The sequence below is a fragment of the Brevibacillus sp. NRS-1366 genome, assembly GCF_050467985.1.
This window is the reverse complement of the sequence record NZ_JBITPN010000056.1, coordinates 1-19,885: the sequence shown is the minus strand read 5'-3', so window position 1 is coordinate 19,885 and position 19,885 is coordinate 1. Positions and strand designations below refer to the sequence as shown.

Below are 19,885 nucleotides of genomic sequence, written 5' to 3'. Positions count from 1 at the left end.
GGCTTTTTTGATGACGCACATACTAGCGGGGAAAACGCATGAAAGGCGAAAGGAGGAGCTTTCATGAAGGAAACGTTATTTCTGCGCCTGCGAAAACGATTGGCAGTAAAGCCACAAGCCTTAATCACGATGGGAGATATTTGTCAGATTTATTGGGATGGGGAACGTGAAGAAGCAATCAAACGGATGCCCATTTATCGGGTGGAGCCAAAGGATGGCAACCTTATCATTATTGATATTATGCAAGTGATCCAACGACTGCGCTCCGCTTATCCTGATGCCGAGCTGGATATTCAAGGTTCACCGCAAATTATTGTCGAGGTCCAAAATCCGCGTAAAAAAGCAAATCTGGTGCTCGTTGCACTAGTGTGGCTCATCTTATTTATCGGATCCGGTCTTGCGATTATGAACTTCCACACGGATGTTAGCATGATGCAGGTTCACGAACGCATTTATTACCTCATCACAGGCGAAAAAAGTCACCAGCCACTCTGGTTACAAATACCTTATTCTGTCGGGATAGGACTGGGGATGATTCTATTTTTCAACCATATCTTCAAGAAAAAGATCAATGAAGAACCGAGCCCTTTGGAAGTCGAATTATTTTTGTACCAACAAAACCTTGACCAATATTACATTCAACACGAGAACAAGGAAAATCAGCGAACGAAAATATGAGCATTCTGGCATGCATGTTTTTAGTATTGATCGGGCTAGGTGGAGGGCTTGCGGTCGGAAGCGGCTTTGTTGCGTTCATTACGGTTCTGGATATCATTCCGCGATTGACTCAGCTAACCAATGCACACCGTCATATACGAGGCTTCGAATGGGCTTTGGTAAGCGGAGTACTCGTTTTTACACTGATCGACTTTTTTCATTGGGGCGTTGAATTACCTGTATTGGTTACTGCTATCTATGGTTTATTCGCAGGTATTTTTGTCGGGACTCTCGCGGCAGGTCTAACGGAAGTTTTGAATGTATTTCCGATAGTAGCCAAACGTCTGCATATGGATGGAAATCTTCTTTTCTTGTTAATGGCCGTTGTGTTCGGCAAAGTAACGGGTTCGCTCCTCCAGTGGCTTTTGCACCTGTAAACTGGTAAATACCACTATTCATAGGCATCTTTAGAAATAGGAAAGATATACGTATGGCTTCGAAAAGGGTTATCGTATTTTAGCAAAAGAAGGAGTGAAAGGGCATGGCGACCAAAACGAAATCCAAACCTATTGGATCATCCATGCAGATGACAAAGCAGCTCTATCAGCAGCAGGCAGCCAAATTTCAGCCCAAGCGTAATGTACTGTTAAACTCCATTCGAGCGTTTTGGGTAGGGGGAACGATTTGTCTCTTGGGACAAGCCCTGCAAAATATGTATATTTACTTCTTTGGATTTACAGAGAAGACGGCTAGCAATCCGACCGTAGCGACTCTTATCTTTATTGCTGTCTTACTGACTGGTCTGGGTGTGTACGACAATATCGGTCAGTATGCAGGAGCAGGCTCAGCAGTTCCGGTTACCGGTTTTGCCAATTCCATTGCAGCGGCAGCGATCGAGCATCGAAGTGAAGGACTGGTTCTCGGTGTAGGAGGGAATATGTTCAAATTGGCTGGCTCTGTCATAGTGTTTGGGGTAGTGGCTGCTTTTGTCGCGGGGATCTTGAAAAGTGTAATAAAGATGATCTTCTGAGGAGGGCTGTTGGTGGCAGGCCAAAAACAGGCGTCTCGAATCAACCGGCAAACGTGGCATTTTGCGGAAGACGTACGATTGCAAGCTTCGGCTGTGGCTGTTGGTCCGAAAGAAGGCGAGGGACCCCTGGCATCACTGTTTGACAAGATTTATGACGATATGTACGCAGGACAGCAGACCTGGGAAGATGCAGAACGTCAGTTAATGGAGGACGCGGTAACCATTCTGTTCAAAAAGGCGGGAATCACCGGGCAGGATGTGGATGTAATTCTTGCCGGAGACTTGTTGAATCAAAATATAACGACCAATTTTACAGCCGAAAAACTGGCGATTCCTTTGCTCGGCATGTACGGAGCTTGTTCTACATCTATGCTGACCTTGAGCACAGCTGCGTCTTTGGTCAATGCAGGCTACGCCAATAGGGCGATTGCTGCTTGCAGTAGTCATAATGCGACGGCAGAGAGGCAGTACCGGTATCCGACTGAATACGGGGGGCAAAAACCGCCTTCCGCGCAATGGACGGTAACAGGGGCAGGAGCAGGTCTAGTCGGGATTGGCGGGAATGGACCGCGTATCACCTATGCGACAATGGGTAAGGTAGTGGACATGGGAGTGAAAGACCCCTTTGATATGGGCTCGGCAATGGCTCCGGCAGCTGTCTCTACCATCTCTACACATTTTCAAGATACGGGGCGCACACCAGAGTACTATGATTTGATTGTGACAGGAGATCTGGCTTCGGTCGGTTATCCCATTGCAAAAGAGCTGCTGCTGCAAGATGGGTACGACATGGATCAGGTTTACAACGACTGTGGGCTGATGATTTATTCCCCTGACCAGGATGTATTCGCGGGTGGGAGCGGTTGTGCAAGCAGTGCGGTAGTCACATACAGCTATATTTTAGATCAGCTCAATCGTGGTTTGCTAAAAAAAGTATTGGTCTGTGCTACAGGAGCCCTGCTTAGCCCTGTAAGCTATCAGCAAGGTAATTCAATCCCGTGCATCGCTCATGCGGTGGCATTGGAAGGAGGAGCATGATGGAATACCTGATTGCATTTATTGTCGGAGGGCTTATTTGCGTAGTAGGACAATTGCTTCTCGATGTAGGAAAACTAACTCCTGCTCATGTCATGAGTACACTCGTCGTTACTGGTGTCGTTCTCGATTTTTTCGGTATATATGACAAATTTATTGATTTTGCAGGTGCAGGGGCGACTGTTCCGATTACGAGCTTTGGCCATTCCTTATATCACGGCGCAATCGGGGAAGCAGAGCAGCATGGATTGATTGGCGTAGCCACAGGAATTTTTGAGGTCACGAGTGCGGGGATTTCTGCCGCGATTGCCTTTGGATTTTTCGCTTCCCTAATCTTTAAGCCAAAAGGGTAAGGGGCATGAGCAAAAGGGCGGTGACCAACCATGGATGGACTGCGGCGCAGAGTGATCCTGGTAACAGACGGTGATCATGTGGCACAAAAAGTAATGGAGACGGTTGCTCGGGAGATTGGAGGCCGATGTATTTCGTTGTCGGCCGGGAATCCGACACCGCTTCGAGGAAATCAGATAGTGGAGCTGATCAAAATGGCTCCGCATGATCCGGTCATTGTCATGTTTGATGACAACGGTGATTTCGGCAAGGGACGTGGAGAGCGGGCCATTGAATACGTTGTTCGGCATCCTGATGTTGAAGTGATTGGCGCTATCGCTGTCGCATCTAATACACGATGGGTAAAAGGTGCGACTGTAGCGTACTCAATCGATAACCAAGGGCAAATTGTCCCAGAGGCCGTAGACAAGGATGGCTATGCGGATCCTGACCTCGCTCACCACATTTATGGAGATACTGTAGATATCTTAAATACTCTTCATGTGCCGAATCTCATCGGTATCGGCGATATCGGAAAGATGCAGGGAAGAGACAGTTTGCAAAAAGGCTGTCCGATTACGAAAAAAGCAGTGCAATGGATACTGGAAAGGAGCGGCCCTCATGGTACAGGTCACGGAAAAGCGGCGCCCCATCTCGGACCAACTTGAAGAAAACAAAGATTATTTAAATGACAGGCTAGGCATTGGCACTGGCTTTGACATCGGAGTCCACGAGTTTTTTGTCGGGAGAACACGCTTACTTTTGTACTACATTAATGGTTTTGCGGACAGCCATCTTGTTACCCTGATCATGAAAGATTTAAATGATTTGCGAGAGAGGGATATTCAGGATAGCTTGTTCAATTACTTGTTTTATAAATACATCCCGTTCTATCAAATGGAAAAAGTAGGTACGACGGATGAATTCATGGACAAGCTGTTAGTCGGTCAAGTCGGACTGATTCTCGACCATTGTGATCAGGCAATCATCCTGGATGCAAAAATATTACCTGTCCGTTCTCCCCAAGAGCCTGATACAGAGAGAATTGTCAGAGGGGCGCATGACGGTTTTACGGAAGCACTGGTATTGAATACCGTTCTGACCCGTAGGAGGTTGCGCGATGAACGGTTACGATTTGAAATTATGCAAATTGGAGAACGAACAAAGACGGATGTAGCACTCGCTTACTTGCAGGATGTAGCGAACCATGATCTGGTTGATACCTTGCGAGACCGATTGCAAAATATCCAGATTGACGGGATTCCGATGGCGGAAAAAACCGTAGAGGAATTCATCATTGGAAAAACATTCAATCCCTTTCCTTTAGTACGCTACACAGAGCGACCAGATGTAGCTGCCGTACACCTCCTCGAGGGCCATGTCCTGATTTATGTAGATACTTCGCCGAGCGTCATGATTACTCCCGCTACTTATTTTCATCATGTGCAGCATGCGGAGGAGTATCGGCAAACCCCTGTAGTGGGTGCTTATTTACGCTGGGTCCGCTTCTTTGGTATTGTGGCCTCCGTATTCATCTTGCCAATCTGGCTGCTTCTCATCATGAATCCGTCTATGGTCCCAGAGGCACTCTTTTTTATCGGGATCAAGGAAAAGGGGAGTGTCCCTCTTTTAGCTCAATTCATAATGGCAGAGGTCGGGCTAGATCTGATGCGCATGGCTGCGATTCACACGCCTACGCCGTTATCAGTTGCAATGGGCCTCTTGGCAGCTATATTGGTTGGGGACGTGGCGATCAAAGTCGGGCTGTTTGCTCCGGAGGTTATCTTGTATCTGGCCGTTGCAGCGATTGGGATGTTTGCAACCCCCAGCTACGAATTGAGTCTGGCAAATCGGCTTGTACGTATATTCTTGATTTTGATGGTAGGATTCTTCTCCATCCCGGGACTCATGATCGGTTTTACTGTTGTCCTAGTGGGTCTCGCAGCAACGCGTTCCCTCAACACGCCTTACTTATGGCCTTTTATTCCGTTCAACTATAAAGCGATGAAAGATATCATCGTACGGATGGCCGTACCCAAAAAAAACAACCGCCCGAGCATCGTACGTTCACAGAATACCTCCCGGCAATAATATTCTGAAAACGTCTTCCAACACCCATTGTCAAATAAACGTTCGTGTAGTAAATTGGATGGGGAAGCCTTACTACGTTCGTTATGTATGGCAACTGACGCCTCACTGTCGGTTGCCTTTCTTTACTGAATCAGAAAGTGCAAACCTTATGTGTCTCCTTCCTGATGCAGCAAGAATAACTTTTCGCCTTTCCGCTAAAACGCGGTTGCACATCATGTTTATCCCTCGATAGAGGTTTTTTTATAAAAGTTGCAGGTTGATTCGGTGTCAGATTCTGGGGAGGAACCAAACATGTTTTTACACGGGACAAGTCGAGTGAATGAACGAGGAAACTTGGAGATCGGAGGCTGTGATGCCACACAGCTAGCAGCAACTTACGGTACGCCACTATATGTATACGACGAAGCGCTGATCCGCAGCAATTGCAGACAGTTTGTAGATGCCCTTCGGCAATCAGGGTTTTCCTTTCAGGTAGCCTATGCGAGCAAGGCATTTTGTACGATGGCGATGTGCAAGCTGGTAGAAGAAGAAGGCATGTCTCTGGACGTCGTATCCGGTGGCGAGCTGTATACGGCTTTGCAAGCCGGATTCCCTGTAGATCGCATCCATTTTCATGGCAACAACAAGTCGGTCGATGAAATTGTGATGGCATTGGATGCCAAAATCGGCTGTTTTGTCGTAGACAACTTTTATGAATTGTACACACTGGATCAGTTGGCAGAAGAACGAGGCGAGAGTGTTTCTGTTCTGCTGCGTGTAACGCCAGGTGTAGAGGCACATACTCACGAGTATATTTCTACTGGGCAGATTGACTCTAAGTTTGGATTCGATGTGAAAAATGGTCAAGCGCTAGACGCCATCAAGTACGCGCACGAAAGCAATCATCTCCATTTATTGGGTGTACACAGCCACATCGGCTCGCAAATTTTTGAAACAGAGGGCTTCCTAGTCGCCGTTAAAAAATTGACCGAACTGCTGGGTGAAGCCAAAGAACAGCACGGGTTTCTACCGGAAGTGTTAAATGTAGGTGGCGGCTTCGGTATTCGCTATGTGGAGGGAGATACACCTCAGCCTGCCCTCACCTATATCAAAGCGATTACGGACCTCGTCCGCAAAGAACTGCAAGCACTGCACATTCCATTGCCAGAGCTGTGGATTGAGCCGGGCCGCAGCATTGTCGGTGATGCTGGGACAACGCTATATCGCATTGGCTCGCAAAAGGAAATCCCGAATGTGCGCAAATATGTGGCAGTAGACGGCGGCATGACAGATAACCTGCGACCAGCATTGTACCAAGCGGAATACGAAGCATCGATTGCAAATAAAATGAATGAGTCGGCCACAGAAGTAGTTTCGATTGCTGGCAAATGCTGCGAGTCTGGCGATATGCTTATTTGGGATGTCAAGCTCCCTCCAGCAACTGCTGGCGATATTTTGGCAGTTCCTAGCACGGGCGCCTATGGCTATTCGATGTCAAACAATTACAATCGCATCGCTCGTCCCGCTGTGGTATTTGTAAAAGATGGAGAAGCAGAGCTTATTGTAAAGCGTGAGACTTACGCCGATGTCGTAGGTCATGATCTTCTGCCAAAACGGGCGCAGCTCCAGCGCTAATTCATAAGAAAACAAATCAGCCTTCCTAATTGCTCAGGAAGGTTTTTTATTTATGATTCCTTCATACTCCATTCACCGAAAATTAAAGCTTCTTTGTAATAATTAGAGGTGGCGAGGAGGTTAGATTCAGCATGTTGTCGACACTCATCAAACGGTTTCGTCGCTTCCCCTTTTTTTCTCTGGATAAACGGCAATGGATGAAAAATGTCATCAGCCAGGAAGTAGATAAAGGACACAGCGTAGTTATGTTTTATGTCGATATCGTTAAATTGACAGATGTAGAGAACCGTTATGGCGACAGTAGTGCCAAGCGAGTTCTGCATATTTTTGAGCGAATCTTACCGGCTGTATCCCGCCAAGTTTTTGAGATCAAAGGCAAGATCCTCGCCATTCAAAAACTGTGGGGTGATGACTTTGCGATATATGTCTCTTTTGGCGCTGCTGTGAGTGAAGAAGATTGCAGGATGCTTTCGATTCATTTTCAAGAAGTGGCAGAACGCCAATTAAATAGAAACGTCAGCTTTGTCAACAGGGAAGACCTGCGCGTTCATATCGGATATGCGTGGCTGCCTGGTCAAGATGTCGTCAAGGAAATGTATACGTCAGTGAAACACGCTGTTCATATGGCAAAGTACGGAATCACCTCGGAAAAATATTCAGAGGTCACTCAGTTTCACAAGCTGCTCGGAGATGAAAACGTCCACATGCATTTTATGCCAATCATCCACTTGCCTAATGGCGCAGCACTTGGGTGGGAAGCTTTGGTACGTGGACCGGAGGATAGCCCGTTTGCCACACCAGCTACATTATTTAGCTATGCGGAAGAGACAGATACTGTTTTTCGTCTGGAACATATTTGCCGCAAGCGGGCGCTGGAACAATTACGCTATTTAAACCCGCAGGAAAAGCTGTTTATTAATTTGGATCCGCGTGCCATAGACGATCCGTTTTTGCTCCGTGGGAAAGTATTTTCCCTGCTCGAGCAGTTTGAACTGAATCCTCACAATATTGTGTTTGAGATAACAGAGCGCCACGCGATCACCAATTACCCCGTCTTTCGAAAGATCATCGAGGAATATCGGAAAAAAGGCTATTTGATTGCCGTTGATGATGCGGGAGCGGGATATTCGAGCCTGGAATCCATTACGGAAATCTACCCCGACTTTATTAAGCTGGATATGTCACTCATCCGTAATATTGACGTAGATCCAATCAAGCAGGCACTCCTAGAAACGTTTGTACATTTTGCTGATAAAGTGAGTTGTAAAATCATTGCGGAGGGAATCGAAACCGAGCGCGAATTGAAAACGCTGATGGATCTGGGTGTGGTATACGGGCAAGGGTACTATCTCGGCAAACCTGACAGAGGAATGGCACAAGTATCCGGTCAAGCGATGAATTTTTTGCGTTTCATGCAAGAAAAGCGAAAGAGCGAGCAGGTGGAGCCGATCCTTTTTACGCCCGCTATGACGGAAATTTTGGCCAAAACGGTATGTGTGGAAAAACATGCGAGGGTACGCCGGGTTCACGAAATATTTGAGCAAAACCAGAGAATTGAAAGCGTTGTTGTACTGGAAGAAGGCGAACCGATTGGCCTTGTGATGCGCTTTCAATTGTACCAAATCCTCGGTGGCCAGTACGGAATCGCACTTTACTATGATCGGTCTGTATCCCAAATCATGAACACGAATCCATTGCTCGCTTCGAAAGACGACAAGCTGGAAGAGGTAGCGAAGCGCGCAATGGCCCGAGATGCTCATCATCTGTACGATGTCGTCATTATTATTGGCGAGCGGAATGAGTACATCGGGATTGTTACCGTACAAAGCCTGTTGGATAAAATGGCATCGATCAAACTGGAAATCGCCAGCTCTGCCAATCCGTTAACAGGTCTGCCGGGGAATGTACAGATCGAAAAGGAGCTGAATCGCCGGGTCAAGCAAGGAATAGAGCAATTGGTGATCTATTGTGACCTAGATTGCTTCAAATGGTTTAATGATCGCTACGGTTTTGAGGTAGGTGACCAAATCATCGTGAGAACAGCGAGCCTATTAAAAGAAGCAACGAAGTACTACGGCGGTGGGAATGATTTTATCGGTCATATCGGAGGCGATGATTTTATTGTGATCACCTCGGCACAGTGCGCGGATGCTCTCGGCTCGTTTATCATGGAGGCCTTTTCGCCTTATTTTGCAGATATTTATGAAAAAAGGCGAATGGGAGACGGAGAGGTTCTGTCCATGTCGATGGCAGGAGTCTATTTACAACCGGGGAAGTATGAAAATGCAGAGGCAATCGCCAAACAGGCAGCGATCATGAAAAAGCTGGCTAAATCATATGCGGGAACCGTGTTTGTCAAGGATTGCGATTATCCTTTTGAAGATAAAGTGCGTATGCATGTATAGATTGGACGGCAACTCTTTCGCATGGTAAAATGGGTACGTTAACTTTACCAGGTCTGGAGGCTTACCTATGAAAAAAGCGCATATCACCATGGAAAATGGCAACCAAATCGAGCTGGAGTTGTTTGATCAAGAAGCTCCTGGCACAGTTGCTAACTTTGAAAAGCTGGCAAACGAAGGTTTTTACAACAATCTGTCATTCCATCGTGTTATCCCTGGTTTCGTAGCACAAGGCGGATGCCCTTACGGAACCGCATGTGTGATATAAATACACCAGTAAATTACACTCCAGACCAAAACATTTTCAAGGAGGATTTCGAATGAAAAAAGGTCAAATTACACTAGAGAATGGCAACAATGTTGTTATTGAATTCTTCCCTAATGAAGCACCAAATACTGTATCTAACTTTGAGAAATTAGCTAACGAAGGTTTCTATAATGGGATCAATTTTCACCGTGTTATCCCTGGTTTCGTAGCTCAAGGAGGCTGTCCATATGGAACTGGGACAGGCGGTGCTGGTTACAATATTAAATGTGAAACACAAGGCAATAGCAATAAACATGTAAAAGGCGCACTATCTATGGCTCACGCTGGTAAAGATACAGGTAGCAGCCAATTCTTTATTTGTTACGATGCATTTCCTCATTTAGACGGAGTTCATACTGTATTTGGACGAGTAATTGAAGGAATGGACAGCGTAGACAAGATTAAGCAAGGGGATAAAATGAAAGAGGTTAAAGTATGGGAGGAGTAATCCTCTCTTTTTCTTTTTTATGATTGGATAATTTCTTTCCACATTTACACATACTACCTTTACACACAACCAACAATATCCAGAGGTGAATTTCATGACAAGATCTAATCGACTCCTTCATGAACAAGCTCAGAGCGCTCTAGACATGCTCAAATACGAGATTGCATCAGAATTTGGTATAATATCATACACCCTCGATTTATTATGATAAGGGTGTATGATTAAAATATCTACTTTTTAATTTTTTTCTTATAACAGGTCGGACATTGCGTTATTTTACCATCATTTCGGATACGTCCATTAATTGAAGCATTCCACTCATGTTCATAGTTGCATATCCACCAAGCTCTTTTTGATGAACCTTTGGTTACGTCATATGGAGTTACAACACCGTTTTTATGAGGATGCCATTGTTCCGACAAATCTCGGTGTGTTGTTGCTAAGCAATTATCTAAAGAAACTCGTTGCCCACAACAAAAAGGACATCTTTTCCCAGATGTCCTAGACTGTATAGTTTGAATCCATTCATGTCCTTTATCACATATCCACCACACCTTCTTCCCTGAACCATGTGTAAAGGATTCTGGTCTCAATGACCCATTTTTATCATAATTCCATTGATTCACTATTAATGGATGAGTGACTACTATGGAGTTCTTTAATGTGCTTGTTATGTATTTTTGATTGATTATTATACAATCCTTTTTTAAATCAATTTCCAAAGAATTCATTATTTTTATTTGATTAGAATTTAGTTTAGGAAGTTTTTTATCTAATATCCAAGTTATCACATTAGAAATAACGCTAGCAAAGGAATCATAATTATGACTATTTTCAATGTAATGATTGAATATTACACATCCATATGGATTAATTTTAGGCAAAATATATCTTTTACTTGATGTTCTGATTCTAATCAAAGTAAGTCCGCTATCAAACACATTCTTATTTTTCGATTCATCTTGTTCTGTTTTGCTAATATGCCAATAACCATCATATTCAATACCTATTTTTAATTCAGGAATATATAAATCTAATTCAATTTTCTTCTGATTATAATCGTATTGATATCTATGAACTGTATTCGGAAATATTTTACTTAAATAGTACTCTAAAGCCTGTTCGGGAAAGGAAGTATGATAGCGTGATGCACATTTCGGACAGCCACATTTTCTCTTGTTTCTTGCACCTATACCTGTTTTCCATTCATGATTACAAATAGAACAAGTCCACCATACTTTTTTCTTGCTATTTGGTGTTACATTATTTGGAGTTAGATTCCCATTCTTTGTTTGATTCCATTCTTTTGATAGTTCGGGATTGCAACTCAATAAACTATTCTCTGAATTGACTCTCATTCCAGCACAATATGGACATCCATCTTTCTTTGATGTCCTTTGAGAAATAGCCATGTCCCACTCGTGACCACAACTCCCGATCCACCACACTTTCTTTTTTGAAAATGCCGTAAAATCAAATGGGGTTAAGTTCCCATTTTTAACAGGGTGCCATTCATTTGCTAATATAGGCATAATTGTAGCTAAACAATTATCAATACTGACTTTGTTACTTGAACAATAAGGGCATCCTGTAAGTGTATTAGGATTTGTTCTGCTGTTTACACTAGATTCATACTCATGTCCTTTCTCTTTACATTTCCACCATACTTTCTTTTTTGAACCATAGGTTATATCATAAGGGGTTAATTCATTATTTTTTTGCCAATGCCATTCCTCAAGTAATTGAGGAAACTTAGCACTCAAACTGTTGTTATGATGAAGATTTTTACTCATAAGTGCCTCCATTTGTTTGTTCATTTGTCAAATAAAAAAAGACCACTCGATTTGAGTGGTCAAAATAAAGAAGATGATTATTTATTTAAAAGTTTTATTTTTTCAATCAACTCAGCAGAATCTTTAAATAAAAACACATTTTTTCTAGGGCTAGTTTTTGATTTTTCAATTCCCTGAAGAACGAAGCCACAAACCATCAGTTTTCCTGCCAAACGCTGTGAATATACAACGATCTGATTTTCCTCCTTAACTCACTTTTCTTCGCGTCAGAATGGTTCCGTAGGGGGCGAGATGACTAAGCGTTTAGTTCAGTATGCAGAGCAACAAATGTTCCGTTTTTGAAGTATAATAGAAAACGGAAAAAATACCCCCTAGAGTTAACTAGGGGGTATGTAATATGTATTTAGTTTACCACTGCTTACTGTATTCATCTTTCATTTTCCGAAGCGATCCTTCAAGAAGCCCTTTGACCTCCTCTTCAGACACCTTAATTTTATACTGTGCCATTCTTGCTACAAACCATTTAACCGCCTCATCATATTTATCAGTTCCCTTAATATCAGTAAACACTTGTTCGACGAAACGAACTGCACGATCTGCATATTCACGTTTAATTTTATCTTTCATGTAACGTACGATATGAGTTAGAGTCCATGTCCCAACAAAGGTGAGAACCAAATATACAAGATCCATTACAAATTGACTAATCAATGCTTCCATTTATAAATTCCTCCAATTTTTGAATTTTTGTGAATCACAAAACCCTTGGTACATAAGGCTTTTTTGAACTGTATTTCTCAATAAAAGGGATATTTTATTAAGAAATTTTAAGTGATTTTAACCAATCAGATATCTTCGTGTGGCTTAAATTCACAACTTCAGAACCTCGAACAGACTGTGAGACACTGCCAATTTTCACACCTACAGAAGTCTTTTGAACTGCGATACCAACAATTTCTCCGTATTCATTCACTGTTCCACTGCCACTATCATCATTGTCTAATGGAATAGAACAATCAAACTCCCAAGGTTGCCCTCCAACTTGCTCTCTACACACTACACCTTCTTTAGCCATCCACTTATTATTGAGACCATGTCCAACCGCAATAAGTCTTTGACCACTCTTAATCCCTTTTGAGGAGATATGCAAATAGGGGAGGGTAGAATCTGGATTGTCAATTTTACAAATTGCAATATCCACATCTTTTTCAGGATGCTCACTAATGAAAGTAATGTCATACCACTTACCACTTTTCGTCTGAACTTTCATTTTTGCATCAGGATGAACAACATGTTTAGCAGTAAGAATATAACCATCTTTCAACAAAACACCTGTACCATTTTTACCTCCAACTTGAAAGTAAACAGAGGAGTCGGTTGCTAATTTCAGTACTTGATCCCATGATTTTGGCTTTTCAATTGGCTTTGGTTCAGTAGGTGTTTCAGGATCAGGCTTAGGTTCTGGTTTAGGGGTGAGAGGGGGATTAGACCCTTGATTGTTTTTAAGTGTAATAATCTCAGTCTGCAATTGATTGATTACTTTGGCGACATTTTGAATCAGTAGTGCAGCATACTCACCATTAACCTGACCATTTTTTACTGCATTTTTAAGCCAGTAGTCAGGAGTATTAATTGCACCTTTTTCTTGAATAACTTTTAAAGCATCTTGTAATTCATTTTCACCAGATGAGGTCAGTGGAGAGTATTTGATTCCTGTATATTCACAAAATGCTTTAACAACTGCTTCAGCATAAACTTGCCAGTTCTTTTGCACTCTTGAAACATCTTCAGTATTATCGATAAATCCGTATTCAACAATGGTCGTATCTACAACCCCTGTATCTCGATGCATGTAATAGTAATCACGTTTTGGATTGTCGGGTAGGGTTCTAGTGAATACTCTGCGACCTGCTTGACCACATGAGACAACAGCATCAAACAATTTCTTTGCTATTTTCCCATCAGCATAGATGCTGTGAATGGTTTCTACTCCTTTGCCGCCACCAGCGTTAATATGGTTGGAAATGCAATACTTTGCTCCAGATTCTTTAACTCTTTTTGTTCGTGGGGTGCTATCAAGTGTTTCATCTTTATTCCGAGTCAGGGCTACAGGGACATTTAACTGCTGAAAGCGAGCATATTGATACAAACTGATTTGAAGTGTTAGTTCTTTCTCTTTGATGCCTAAAGATTTATTTTCTGCTCCAGAATCATTGCCTCCATGTCCTGCATCAATGATCAATAAAGGTGTAGACACATTACCATCTCCAATATCTTGTTTTTGTCTGACTATTATCGCAGCACTCACAGGTCTTTCATTTTTCACAATCTGTTGATTCATGTAATTACTTGAAGTCGATCCACCACCATCAAGATTTAACGATTCAACACATCCGAGATTAATCATCAAATTTGCCAATTCATTAAGTGAGAAAGAGGTGAGAGTGGTAACCAAAAGGATACTTCCATTTTCCTTGACTCCAATTGCTGAGCGTTGCGTGGAAGAATTGGCAACATCACTAGGGGTAGCTTCTTCCTTTGAATTGATAAAAACTTGACCATTTTTGACAATTTGAGGAGTGGATTGGAAAGCCATTTTTACATTGGTAATATCATTTGGATTGAGTTTACCTACGTATGGTTTTCCATTTTTAGGAACAATAAAAGCACTCCACTTGGAAGTGCTAGACATGGATTGATTCAACTTTCCTTCCTTGACAATGTTCCCAATTGGTTTATAAATACCATTTTCTTTGAAGGCAAAAGTGGCATTTTGTCTGAATACAACATCTTTATCGTTGTTGGCAATTTGAGAAATACTTTTTCCTAACTCCACTTGGTAATCAATACTGTGATTTTGATCTAGCTCGAACAATATGTAGCTATCTGTTTTTCGATACACTAATACAACTCCTTTACACAAGGAAACTTATGATATCTTGAGCTTTGTATCCAAGCAAAGCACATAGCAATACAAGAACAACGATCCACAAATTCTTACGGTCACCACTAATAAATCCCTGATACCATTTTGTATGAATATCATCACTGTTTTTAGGCTCTACTTTGATTTCACGAATCAAGGTCAATTCTTCTCTTTGTTGTTGGGCGATAGTCGTAAGCCATTTGATGTTTTCCTTCATGCTTGCATCTGATTCACGCATGGTGACAATGGTCTCATTAAATAACTTTTCACTGTCTTTAATGCTCGTTTTAATTTCCTTCATCTCTTCTTTAATATCATGCTTAAAATCATCAAATTCTTTGACTGTTTTTTCAATTTTTACATCAAGTGCTTCCAACGTTGGGGGAGAGGACATTTGAATCACGCCTTCTTAAATAATTTTACATTTTAAATTAAATACCACGTAAACCCTTCGCGAATTTATTCTTACTATCACGATTTACAAATTGCACCCATATTTCATCATTAGGTGCATATGTATCACGTTTACTACAAGGTATTTTTTGAGAAATGGTTGAACCATCTACAAACACACTTAACATGGTGGGGGAAAGCACACTTTCAACTCTACCTAAGTGCCATTCAGCTTGGAGCAAATTTTCATTTTTTAATACTGTGTAAACTATTTCTTGGATATAGTCTATTAATTTTTGTTTATCAGAATTTTGATCATCCATTAACCTCACCACCTATGAAACGAGACTAAATAAAATCCCAATTATCAATTACTTTTCGATATTTAACACACTCGCTGGTCATCAATGCAGGTTTAATTGGTAGCGAAAACGTTTCAAGTAAATACTTACCCTTAACATCATTCTCTTCATCATCGATTTCAATGATTTCACCAGCATCATGGACAAATACAGGGGCTGCATTCAGGCTTAATCTCTCTGCGTAGCCTAAGCGTTTCATTAACTCATATTTTGCTCTCCATTTACATTCCTCTTTAGTAGTTAGAAGGCTGTCAGGAGAACCGTTGTTGTGAGGATATGTTATTCTTCCGATTTTCTGTATTGAATAGGGATGGTCTTTCCAAAGGGGGTCGTTATCATCTACTATGATTTCATAGGATGATATAGCAGTTTGCCCAGATCCACCAAGTACAGTTATATGATTAGCTAAATTGGATTCATCAAACTTTCTAGTATTTCCAGCATAAAAACGCTCGTCAGTGCCATTAAATTTATAAACCCAACTGGCAGGGGAATGCTCAAATGAATTTAAGTCAATCTTTTTGAATCTTAGATAACCAAAAACATCATAGTAAATGATTCCTTTAGCAAAACTACTTAATTCCTCAAGTGCTTTATATAAGTTGTCACTAGGGGAATAAGTTAATTCGTATGGAACAACCTCATTGATTTCATCAAAATTGAATAATGTTTCGCCTGCTTTAGAGGCGATAATTTTTAGGGCTGTCCCAACATTTAAGCCTTCTTCGATTTTTGTATCGTATAAAAATTTCCCACGTTTATCTGTCATAAGCCACATCTTGTCTTGTCCAGACACAAATGTTCTTTTTCCTTCAAGGGTGTGACTATCTTGTGGTTCTGAAACAATAAAAACTCCCTGTGGAACATACTCAATAGTTCCGTTTGGGAGCTTCAGACCTAAATATACTTTTACACGTTTGTCAATCCATATCAACTTTTCTTCGCCCCAGTTAAAAATACTTTTTCGATTGTCCAAACTAAATGAAAAAGTTCTCCGAACTGGTCTGTTTATATCCACGCTAATAGATCCAATGTCATCAGTAGTGACAGCTTTTGAAAATTCATTTATGTAATTCATTTTTGAGTCGTAAAACTCTAATTTAATAAATGTCTGCTTTATTGCAGAGCGCATGGCTTTAATAAGGTCTATAGTAGCAGGTATTGACCCAGTATAGGTGGAGGGTTTTGGAGTTTTGTCAACTATAGGTGGAGACACTGAAAATGTTCTCGTTACGATTGGGGATTTTGTTCCACTTTTATCTTCAGCCCATACACTTAATGTATGTGAAACACCTGATACCAGTATGCCTGAAACATTTGCAGTACCGTCATATAATCTGCCATCACGATATGAAAGAAATTTAGAAAAAGGGAGGGATGCAGTTCCATTAGATGCTTCAGTACTGATAATTTTTTCTTGTTGATTGTTTATCTTATATTTGACTGTAATGTAGTCGCCTTCATCATGATCTGTAACTGACCCCGATATTTTATAGATTTGTCCTTCAGATATTATTTGAGAATCAATTGTATTTATATCTAAAATTGGAGCAAAATTATCTTCATATGTGATTGTTACACCATAATTGAAATAATAAGAAATTATAGTTCTACTTAACGGGCAAGATTGGTCTAAATTAATTTGAAGCCAAGCATTCCAACCTTCATTACCAGAACCTGTATCACTGTACCAACACATCCGATGATCTGACCAGTCTTGAACCATGCCTAATAGGTAATGCCGTTCATCTTTGCCTGTATATCGGACATTGTTTAGTGTAACTGTTAATTTTTCATTTGCTATATCTAAAGTTGTTGTTATATTACTATTTGATACAGTAGGGTAGACTTGAATATCTTTTATTTTTTTAACTTTAGGAAGTGAAATTGTTCCACGTAAAGTGGTAGTACTATTTGATTCTACTGCTGACAATGTATGTGAAACAGTCTTCAATGTATCACCTGTTTTCCGAAATATAAGTTTCGTAATCTTCAACTTCAACCAAATCTACGGTAATTGTTAAATAGTCATGACCATTCCAAACATTTAAAGGTTGACTAGTTCTTAAATTGGAGACGTCACACACAAAAACACGTCCATCACCAGATTTAACTATCATAGGGGTATGTTTTTGGATAAAGTTTTGAAATACTCTTTTATATTCTTTTCCTGATCTTTCAAACTCTTTTGGAATAATCACAGTTGTTAATGAAAAAGAAGTGTATTCTTGATTATTGTAATAAATTTGCGGATATGGGCTGAACGTTTCAATCAAGGTACGCCCTTGATTCAATTGTGTATCAACATTGCCCACATTGCCTATTGCCTTATCAAATGCAAGTACCTCATTGTTGTCTTTGTCAACGATCCACCAGCCTACAAAATTTGATTCGGCACTCACTTCATTCGGGAAGCCTTCCAACCCATTTTCACCGACAGGAACAATGCTATAAACAAACTTGTCATTAGGTTGTGTAACATCAACCCAATTGATATTGACATTATGTATAAAATCTGTACGCCCAAGCGTAATGGAATTAATCTCATCTATGCGTCTTCTTTTAATAGCAAATTCAACAATTTGTAAACCACCATTTTCCACATTTCCAGCTTCCAAACTATTCTTAAATTTAGCTAATAAGCGAGTATCAGATTGCCACGTTTCCCTCATGTTTGATTGATCTATGTCAGTTCTTTCTCTGACGTGTAGTTCATCAGCAATATAGTTTGCAACTTGTAGATTATTAATTTTTCGAATTGAAGAAGTGGGAGAGCGGAAATAAGAATTTCCATAAAAGCTTTTACCTATAAAAGTAATCAAATGTCTCAACCCCATAAAGAAAGATAGGGGAGGTGTTGGTACTTCTCTCCCCATAAAGAACGCCCTTTTAGTTAGCAAGAGCTTACTGTGCCAATTCTGGTAAACCCAAAACTTCCAGTTGACGCTTTACTTCAGGTTTTACCTTAGCTGGTACCTGAGTAAATGTTTTGTCTCCCTCAACAATGAGAGTTACATAAATCGTTGCGATTGCCATAATGATTTCACCTCCCTTCAAGGACAGAAGTAGCCATAATAAAAACGCCTCAACAGCTCGCTTAATTAGCAGTAGCATCGGCGTCTAGTAGCACCTGAACATCAGTGCGGATTTTTTGTGGTACTTGGTCAATGGATTTCAGTCCATCTTTAATCAATTCGTAGTAAATTTGAGCGATCGATTGCACTATACAGCACCTCCTTCAAGTAGGGAAAGGCGAGTGTCTAACTCAAGGTTTTGTTCATACAAGTCCGTGGTTGCTAGCATGACTGTTTTGTTCTTCTCTTCGAGTGCCAAATTTTGTTCGTACAGGTCAGTTGCAACGAGCATCAGATCCTTATTGGTTTTTTCAAGTTGGGCGATGCGTTCATTTGCAACATCCTCAGGTTTTACCGCAAACTGACCAATAACCATGTTATCGATTATTGACTGTTTGTGAGCTTCAATAACTGCCTCTGCATTTGTGTCGGTGATTGCTACGTAGCCCGGATCGAATGGGGAATGAGTTTGAAGGAAGAGCGTCTCTTGCACTTTCAAAATGTAATATTTTGCATTTGGGTTTTCTGTTGGGTTCTCAATAGTCACTCCGTTGAACTTCTGAGAAAAATCTCGAATTTCCGTATACAATTGGATTCCTGCAACAAACGCATCCAACTCTTCTTGCGTGCAAGATAACTCTATACCTTTATATTGCATGTGTAAGTCCTCCTTATTGGGTTGCTATCCATGATAGAAGTGCATCAAGCCCGATGATCAGTTTTTTTTCTGGCGTATACTTTTGCGTGTATGCTCCATCTCCCCCACAAATATAAGCATTGCCGTCTATTTCAAAGATTGCAAATGATGAGCTTCTAAAGCGTAATGGTGTCTTTGTATTCCACATATTATTGTCAACGTCATATTGGTACACCGAATCGGTTTTTCCTCCACCGCTTGTAGTGCCACCGATCAAATATCCATTCAAACCATCCGAAAAGGCTCCAGAGCTTGTAAGGTATAATGGAGGTGCTTGTTTTGTTGTCCATGTATTGGTATTTGGATCATATTCATATGTCCTTGCCTGATATCCAGCGCCACCACCACTATGTGCACCTACTGCATATCCTTTTCCTCTTAACGCAAAGCACGCTGGCCCATTTTGGAAAGGGTCTGGCATATATGATTTATTTACCCAAGTATTTGTAGTTGGATTGTATTCTTCTAGCACCCTCTGATAGAAAGTATCACTATTTCCACCAGTTACATACCCTTTATTGTCAATTACAAAAGAACCTGTTCTATCTCGTGGAGTCTGAATGTCTGCTTTGGTTGACCAAGAATTAGTAGCAGGATTGAAAGCTTCAGTAGTTTTTACAAGGCCATTTGAAGAACGACCACCAACTACATATGCCATTCCGTTAATGGCGAAGGCGGTAGCATTTGTTCTTGCCGTAGGAATGCTCGCCTTACTTGCCCAAGTGT

At 41.2% G+C, this 19,885-nt stretch carries 24 protein-coding genes and 1 pseudogene; 13 read left to right on the top strand and 12 right to left on the bottom strand.

Going from position 1 to position 19,885, the window contains the following annotated elements; translation table 11 throughout:
• The first annotated feature begins 63 nt into the window (after window positions 1–63).
• The 12 genes from ACIFQN_RS31665 to ACIFQN_RS31610 all read left to right on the top strand — a co-directional run bounded on the left by ACIFQN_RS31665 (window position 64) and on the right by ACIFQN_RS31610 (window position 10,122).
• Window positions 64–678: a stage V sporulation protein AA gene (locus ACIFQN_RS31665; protein ID WP_429837038.1), complete on the top strand. Its 615-nt coding sequence runs from the start codon at window positions 64–66 to the stop codon at window positions 676–678.
• 14 nt (window positions 679–692) lie between these two features.
• Window positions 693–1,094 carry a stage V sporulation protein AB gene (locus ACIFQN_RS31660; RefSeq protein ID WP_429837037.1) on the top strand — a complete coding sequence of 134 codons (402 nt, stop codon included), beginning with the start codon at window positions 693–695 and terminating at the stop codon, window positions 1,092–1,094.
• A 104-nt stretch (window positions 1,095–1,198) separates the two neighbouring features.
• Window positions 1,199–1,687, top strand: coding sequence for a stage V sporulation protein AC (gene spoVAC / locus ACIFQN_RS31655; RefSeq protein ID WP_429837036.1), 489 nt, complete (start codon window positions 1,199–1,201; stop codon window positions 1,685–1,687).
• Window positions 1,688–1,699: 12 nt separating this feature from the next.
• Entirely contained in the window at window positions 1,700–2,725 is a 1,026-nt protein-coding gene (gene spoVAD, locus ACIFQN_RS31650; RefSeq protein WP_429837035.1) for a stage V sporulation protein AD, read from the top strand.
• Window positions 2,725–3,075, top strand: coding sequence for a stage V sporulation protein AE (spoVAE, locus tag ACIFQN_RS31645; RefSeq protein WP_429837097.1), 351 nt, complete (start codon window positions 2,725–2,727; stop codon window positions 3,073–3,075). Before spoVAD ends, spoVAE begins: the two co-directional genes overlap by 1 nt.
• A 30-nt stretch (window positions 3,076–3,105) precedes the next feature.
• Window positions 3,106–3,720 carry a stage V sporulation protein AE gene (locus ACIFQN_RS31640; protein WP_429837034.1) on the top strand — a complete coding sequence of 205 codons (615 nt, stop codon included), beginning with the start codon at window positions 3,106–3,108 and terminating at the stop codon, window positions 3,718–3,720.
• Window positions 3,674–5,143: a spore germination protein gene (locus ACIFQN_RS31635; RefSeq protein WP_429837033.1), complete on the top strand. Its 1,470-nt coding sequence runs from the start codon at window positions 3,674–3,676 to the stop codon at window positions 5,141–5,143. The genes ACIFQN_RS31640 and ACIFQN_RS31635 overlap by 47 nt, the downstream gene beginning before the upstream one ends.
• A gap of 291 nt (window positions 5,144–5,434) precedes the next feature.
• Window positions 5,435–6,757 carry a diaminopimelate decarboxylase gene (gene lysA / locus ACIFQN_RS31630; protein ID WP_429837032.1) on the top strand — a complete coding sequence of 441 codons (1,323 nt, stop codon included), beginning with the start codon at window positions 5,435–5,437 and terminating at the stop codon, window positions 6,755–6,757.
• A gap of 131 nt (window positions 6,758–6,888) precedes the next feature.
• Window positions 6,889–9,162: a GGDEF domain-containing protein gene (locus ACIFQN_RS31625; protein ID WP_429837031.1), complete on the top strand. Its 2,274-nt coding sequence runs from the start codon at window positions 6,889–6,891 to the stop codon at window positions 9,160–9,162.
• Window positions 9,163–9,229: 67 nt separating this feature from the next.
• Entirely contained in the window at window positions 9,230–9,427 is a 198-nt protein-coding gene (locus tag ACIFQN_RS31620; protein WP_429837030.1) for a peptidylprolyl isomerase, read from the top strand.
• A gap of 52 nt (window positions 9,428–9,479) precedes the next feature.
• Window positions 9,480–9,914, top strand: a complete 435-nt coding sequence (locus ACIFQN_RS31615; protein WP_429837029.1) for a peptidylprolyl isomerase — start codon at window positions 9,480–9,482, stop codon at window positions 9,912–9,914.
• Window positions 9,915–10,008: 94 nt separating this feature from the next.
• Complete coding sequence (locus ACIFQN_RS31610; protein WP_429837028.1) at window positions 10,009–10,122, top strand: small, acid-soluble spore protein, alpha/beta type; 114 nt, start codon at window positions 10,009–10,011, stop codon at window positions 10,120–10,122.
• Between the two features lie 22 nt (window positions 10,123–10,144).
• Here the strand turns inward: ACIFQN_RS31610 and ACIFQN_RS31605 are convergent, their stop codons facing one another.
• Both ACIFQN_RS31605 and ACIFQN_RS31600 read right to left on the bottom strand, forming a co-directional pair.
• A complete protein-coding gene (locus tag ACIFQN_RS31605) occupies window positions 10,145–11,707 on the bottom strand; it encodes a zinc-ribbon domain-containing protein (protein ID WP_429837027.1) in 1,563 nt (520 codons plus the stop codon).
• 77 nt (window positions 11,708–11,784) lie between these two features.
• Complete coding sequence (locus ACIFQN_RS31600; protein WP_429837096.1) at window positions 11,785–11,940, bottom strand: DUF5659 domain-containing protein; 156 nt, start codon at window positions 11,938–11,940, stop codon at window positions 11,785–11,787.
• 25 nt (window positions 11,941–11,965) lie between these two features.
• On the opposite strand from ACIFQN_RS31600, the pseudogene ACIFQN_RS31595 reads away from it, so the two are divergent.
• Window positions 11,966–12,049, top strand: a pseudogene (locus ACIFQN_RS31595) (small, acid-soluble spore protein, alpha/beta type); the annotation flags it as partial.
• 66 nt (window positions 12,050–12,115) lie between these two features.
• Here the strand turns inward: ACIFQN_RS31595 and ACIFQN_RS31590 are convergent.
• From ACIFQN_RS31590 to ACIFQN_RS31545, 10 genes are all read right to left on the bottom strand, one after another.
• Window positions 12,116–12,427, bottom strand: coding sequence for a phage holin, LLH family (locus tag ACIFQN_RS31590; protein WP_429837026.1), 312 nt, complete (start codon window positions 12,425–12,427; stop codon window positions 12,116–12,118).
• Between the two features lie 97 nt (window positions 12,428–12,524).
• Entirely contained in the window at window positions 12,525–14,609 is a 2,085-nt protein-coding gene (locus ACIFQN_RS31585; protein ID WP_429837025.1) for a phosphodiester glycosidase family protein, read from the bottom strand.
• Window positions 14,610–14,622: 13 nt separating this feature from the next.
• On the bottom strand, window positions 14,623–15,036 hold the full coding sequence (locus ACIFQN_RS31580) for a hypothetical protein (RefSeq protein ID WP_429837024.1): 414 nt from the start codon (window positions 15,034–15,036) through the stop codon (window positions 14,623–14,625).
• 28 nt (window positions 15,037–15,064) lie between these two features.
• Window positions 15,065–15,349: a hypothetical protein gene (locus tag ACIFQN_RS31575; RefSeq protein ID WP_429837023.1), complete on the bottom strand. Its 285-nt coding sequence runs from the start codon at window positions 15,347–15,349 to the stop codon at window positions 15,065–15,067.
• Between the two features lie 25 nt (window positions 15,350–15,374).
• Window positions 15,375–17,342 (bottom strand): hypothetical protein, encoded by a 1,968-nt coding sequence (locus ACIFQN_RS31570; protein WP_429837022.1) that lies wholly within the window; start codon window positions 17,340–17,342, stop codon window positions 15,375–15,377.
• Between the two features lie 4 nt (window positions 17,343–17,346).
• On the bottom strand, window positions 17,347–18,264 hold the full coding sequence (locus tag ACIFQN_RS31565; RefSeq protein ID WP_429837021.1) for a hypothetical protein: 918 nt from the start codon (window positions 18,262–18,264) through the stop codon (window positions 17,347–17,349).
• Window positions 18,265–18,292: 28 nt separating this feature from the next.
• A complete protein-coding gene (locus ACIFQN_RS31560; protein WP_429836992.1) occupies window positions 18,293–18,424 on the bottom strand; it encodes a hypothetical protein in 132 nt (43 codons plus the stop codon).
• Between the two features lie 61 nt (window positions 18,425–18,485).
• The gene (locus ACIFQN_RS31555) at window positions 18,486–18,611 is read right to left on the bottom strand and encodes a CD1375 family protein (RefSeq protein WP_429837020.1); all 126 of its coding nucleotides are present in this window, start codon (window positions 18,609–18,611) and stop codon (window positions 18,486–18,488) included.
• Window positions 18,611–19,120, bottom strand: coding sequence for a hypothetical protein (locus ACIFQN_RS31550; RefSeq protein ID WP_429837019.1), 510 nt, complete (start codon window positions 19,118–19,120; stop codon window positions 18,611–18,613). Before ACIFQN_RS31550 ends, ACIFQN_RS31555 begins: the two co-directional genes overlap by 1 nt.
• Window positions 19,121–19,133: 13 nt before the next feature.
• Window positions 19,134–19,885: Kelch repeat-containing protein (locus tag ACIFQN_RS31545; protein WP_429837018.1), on the bottom strand; the 752-nt coding region annotated here is incomplete at its 5' end.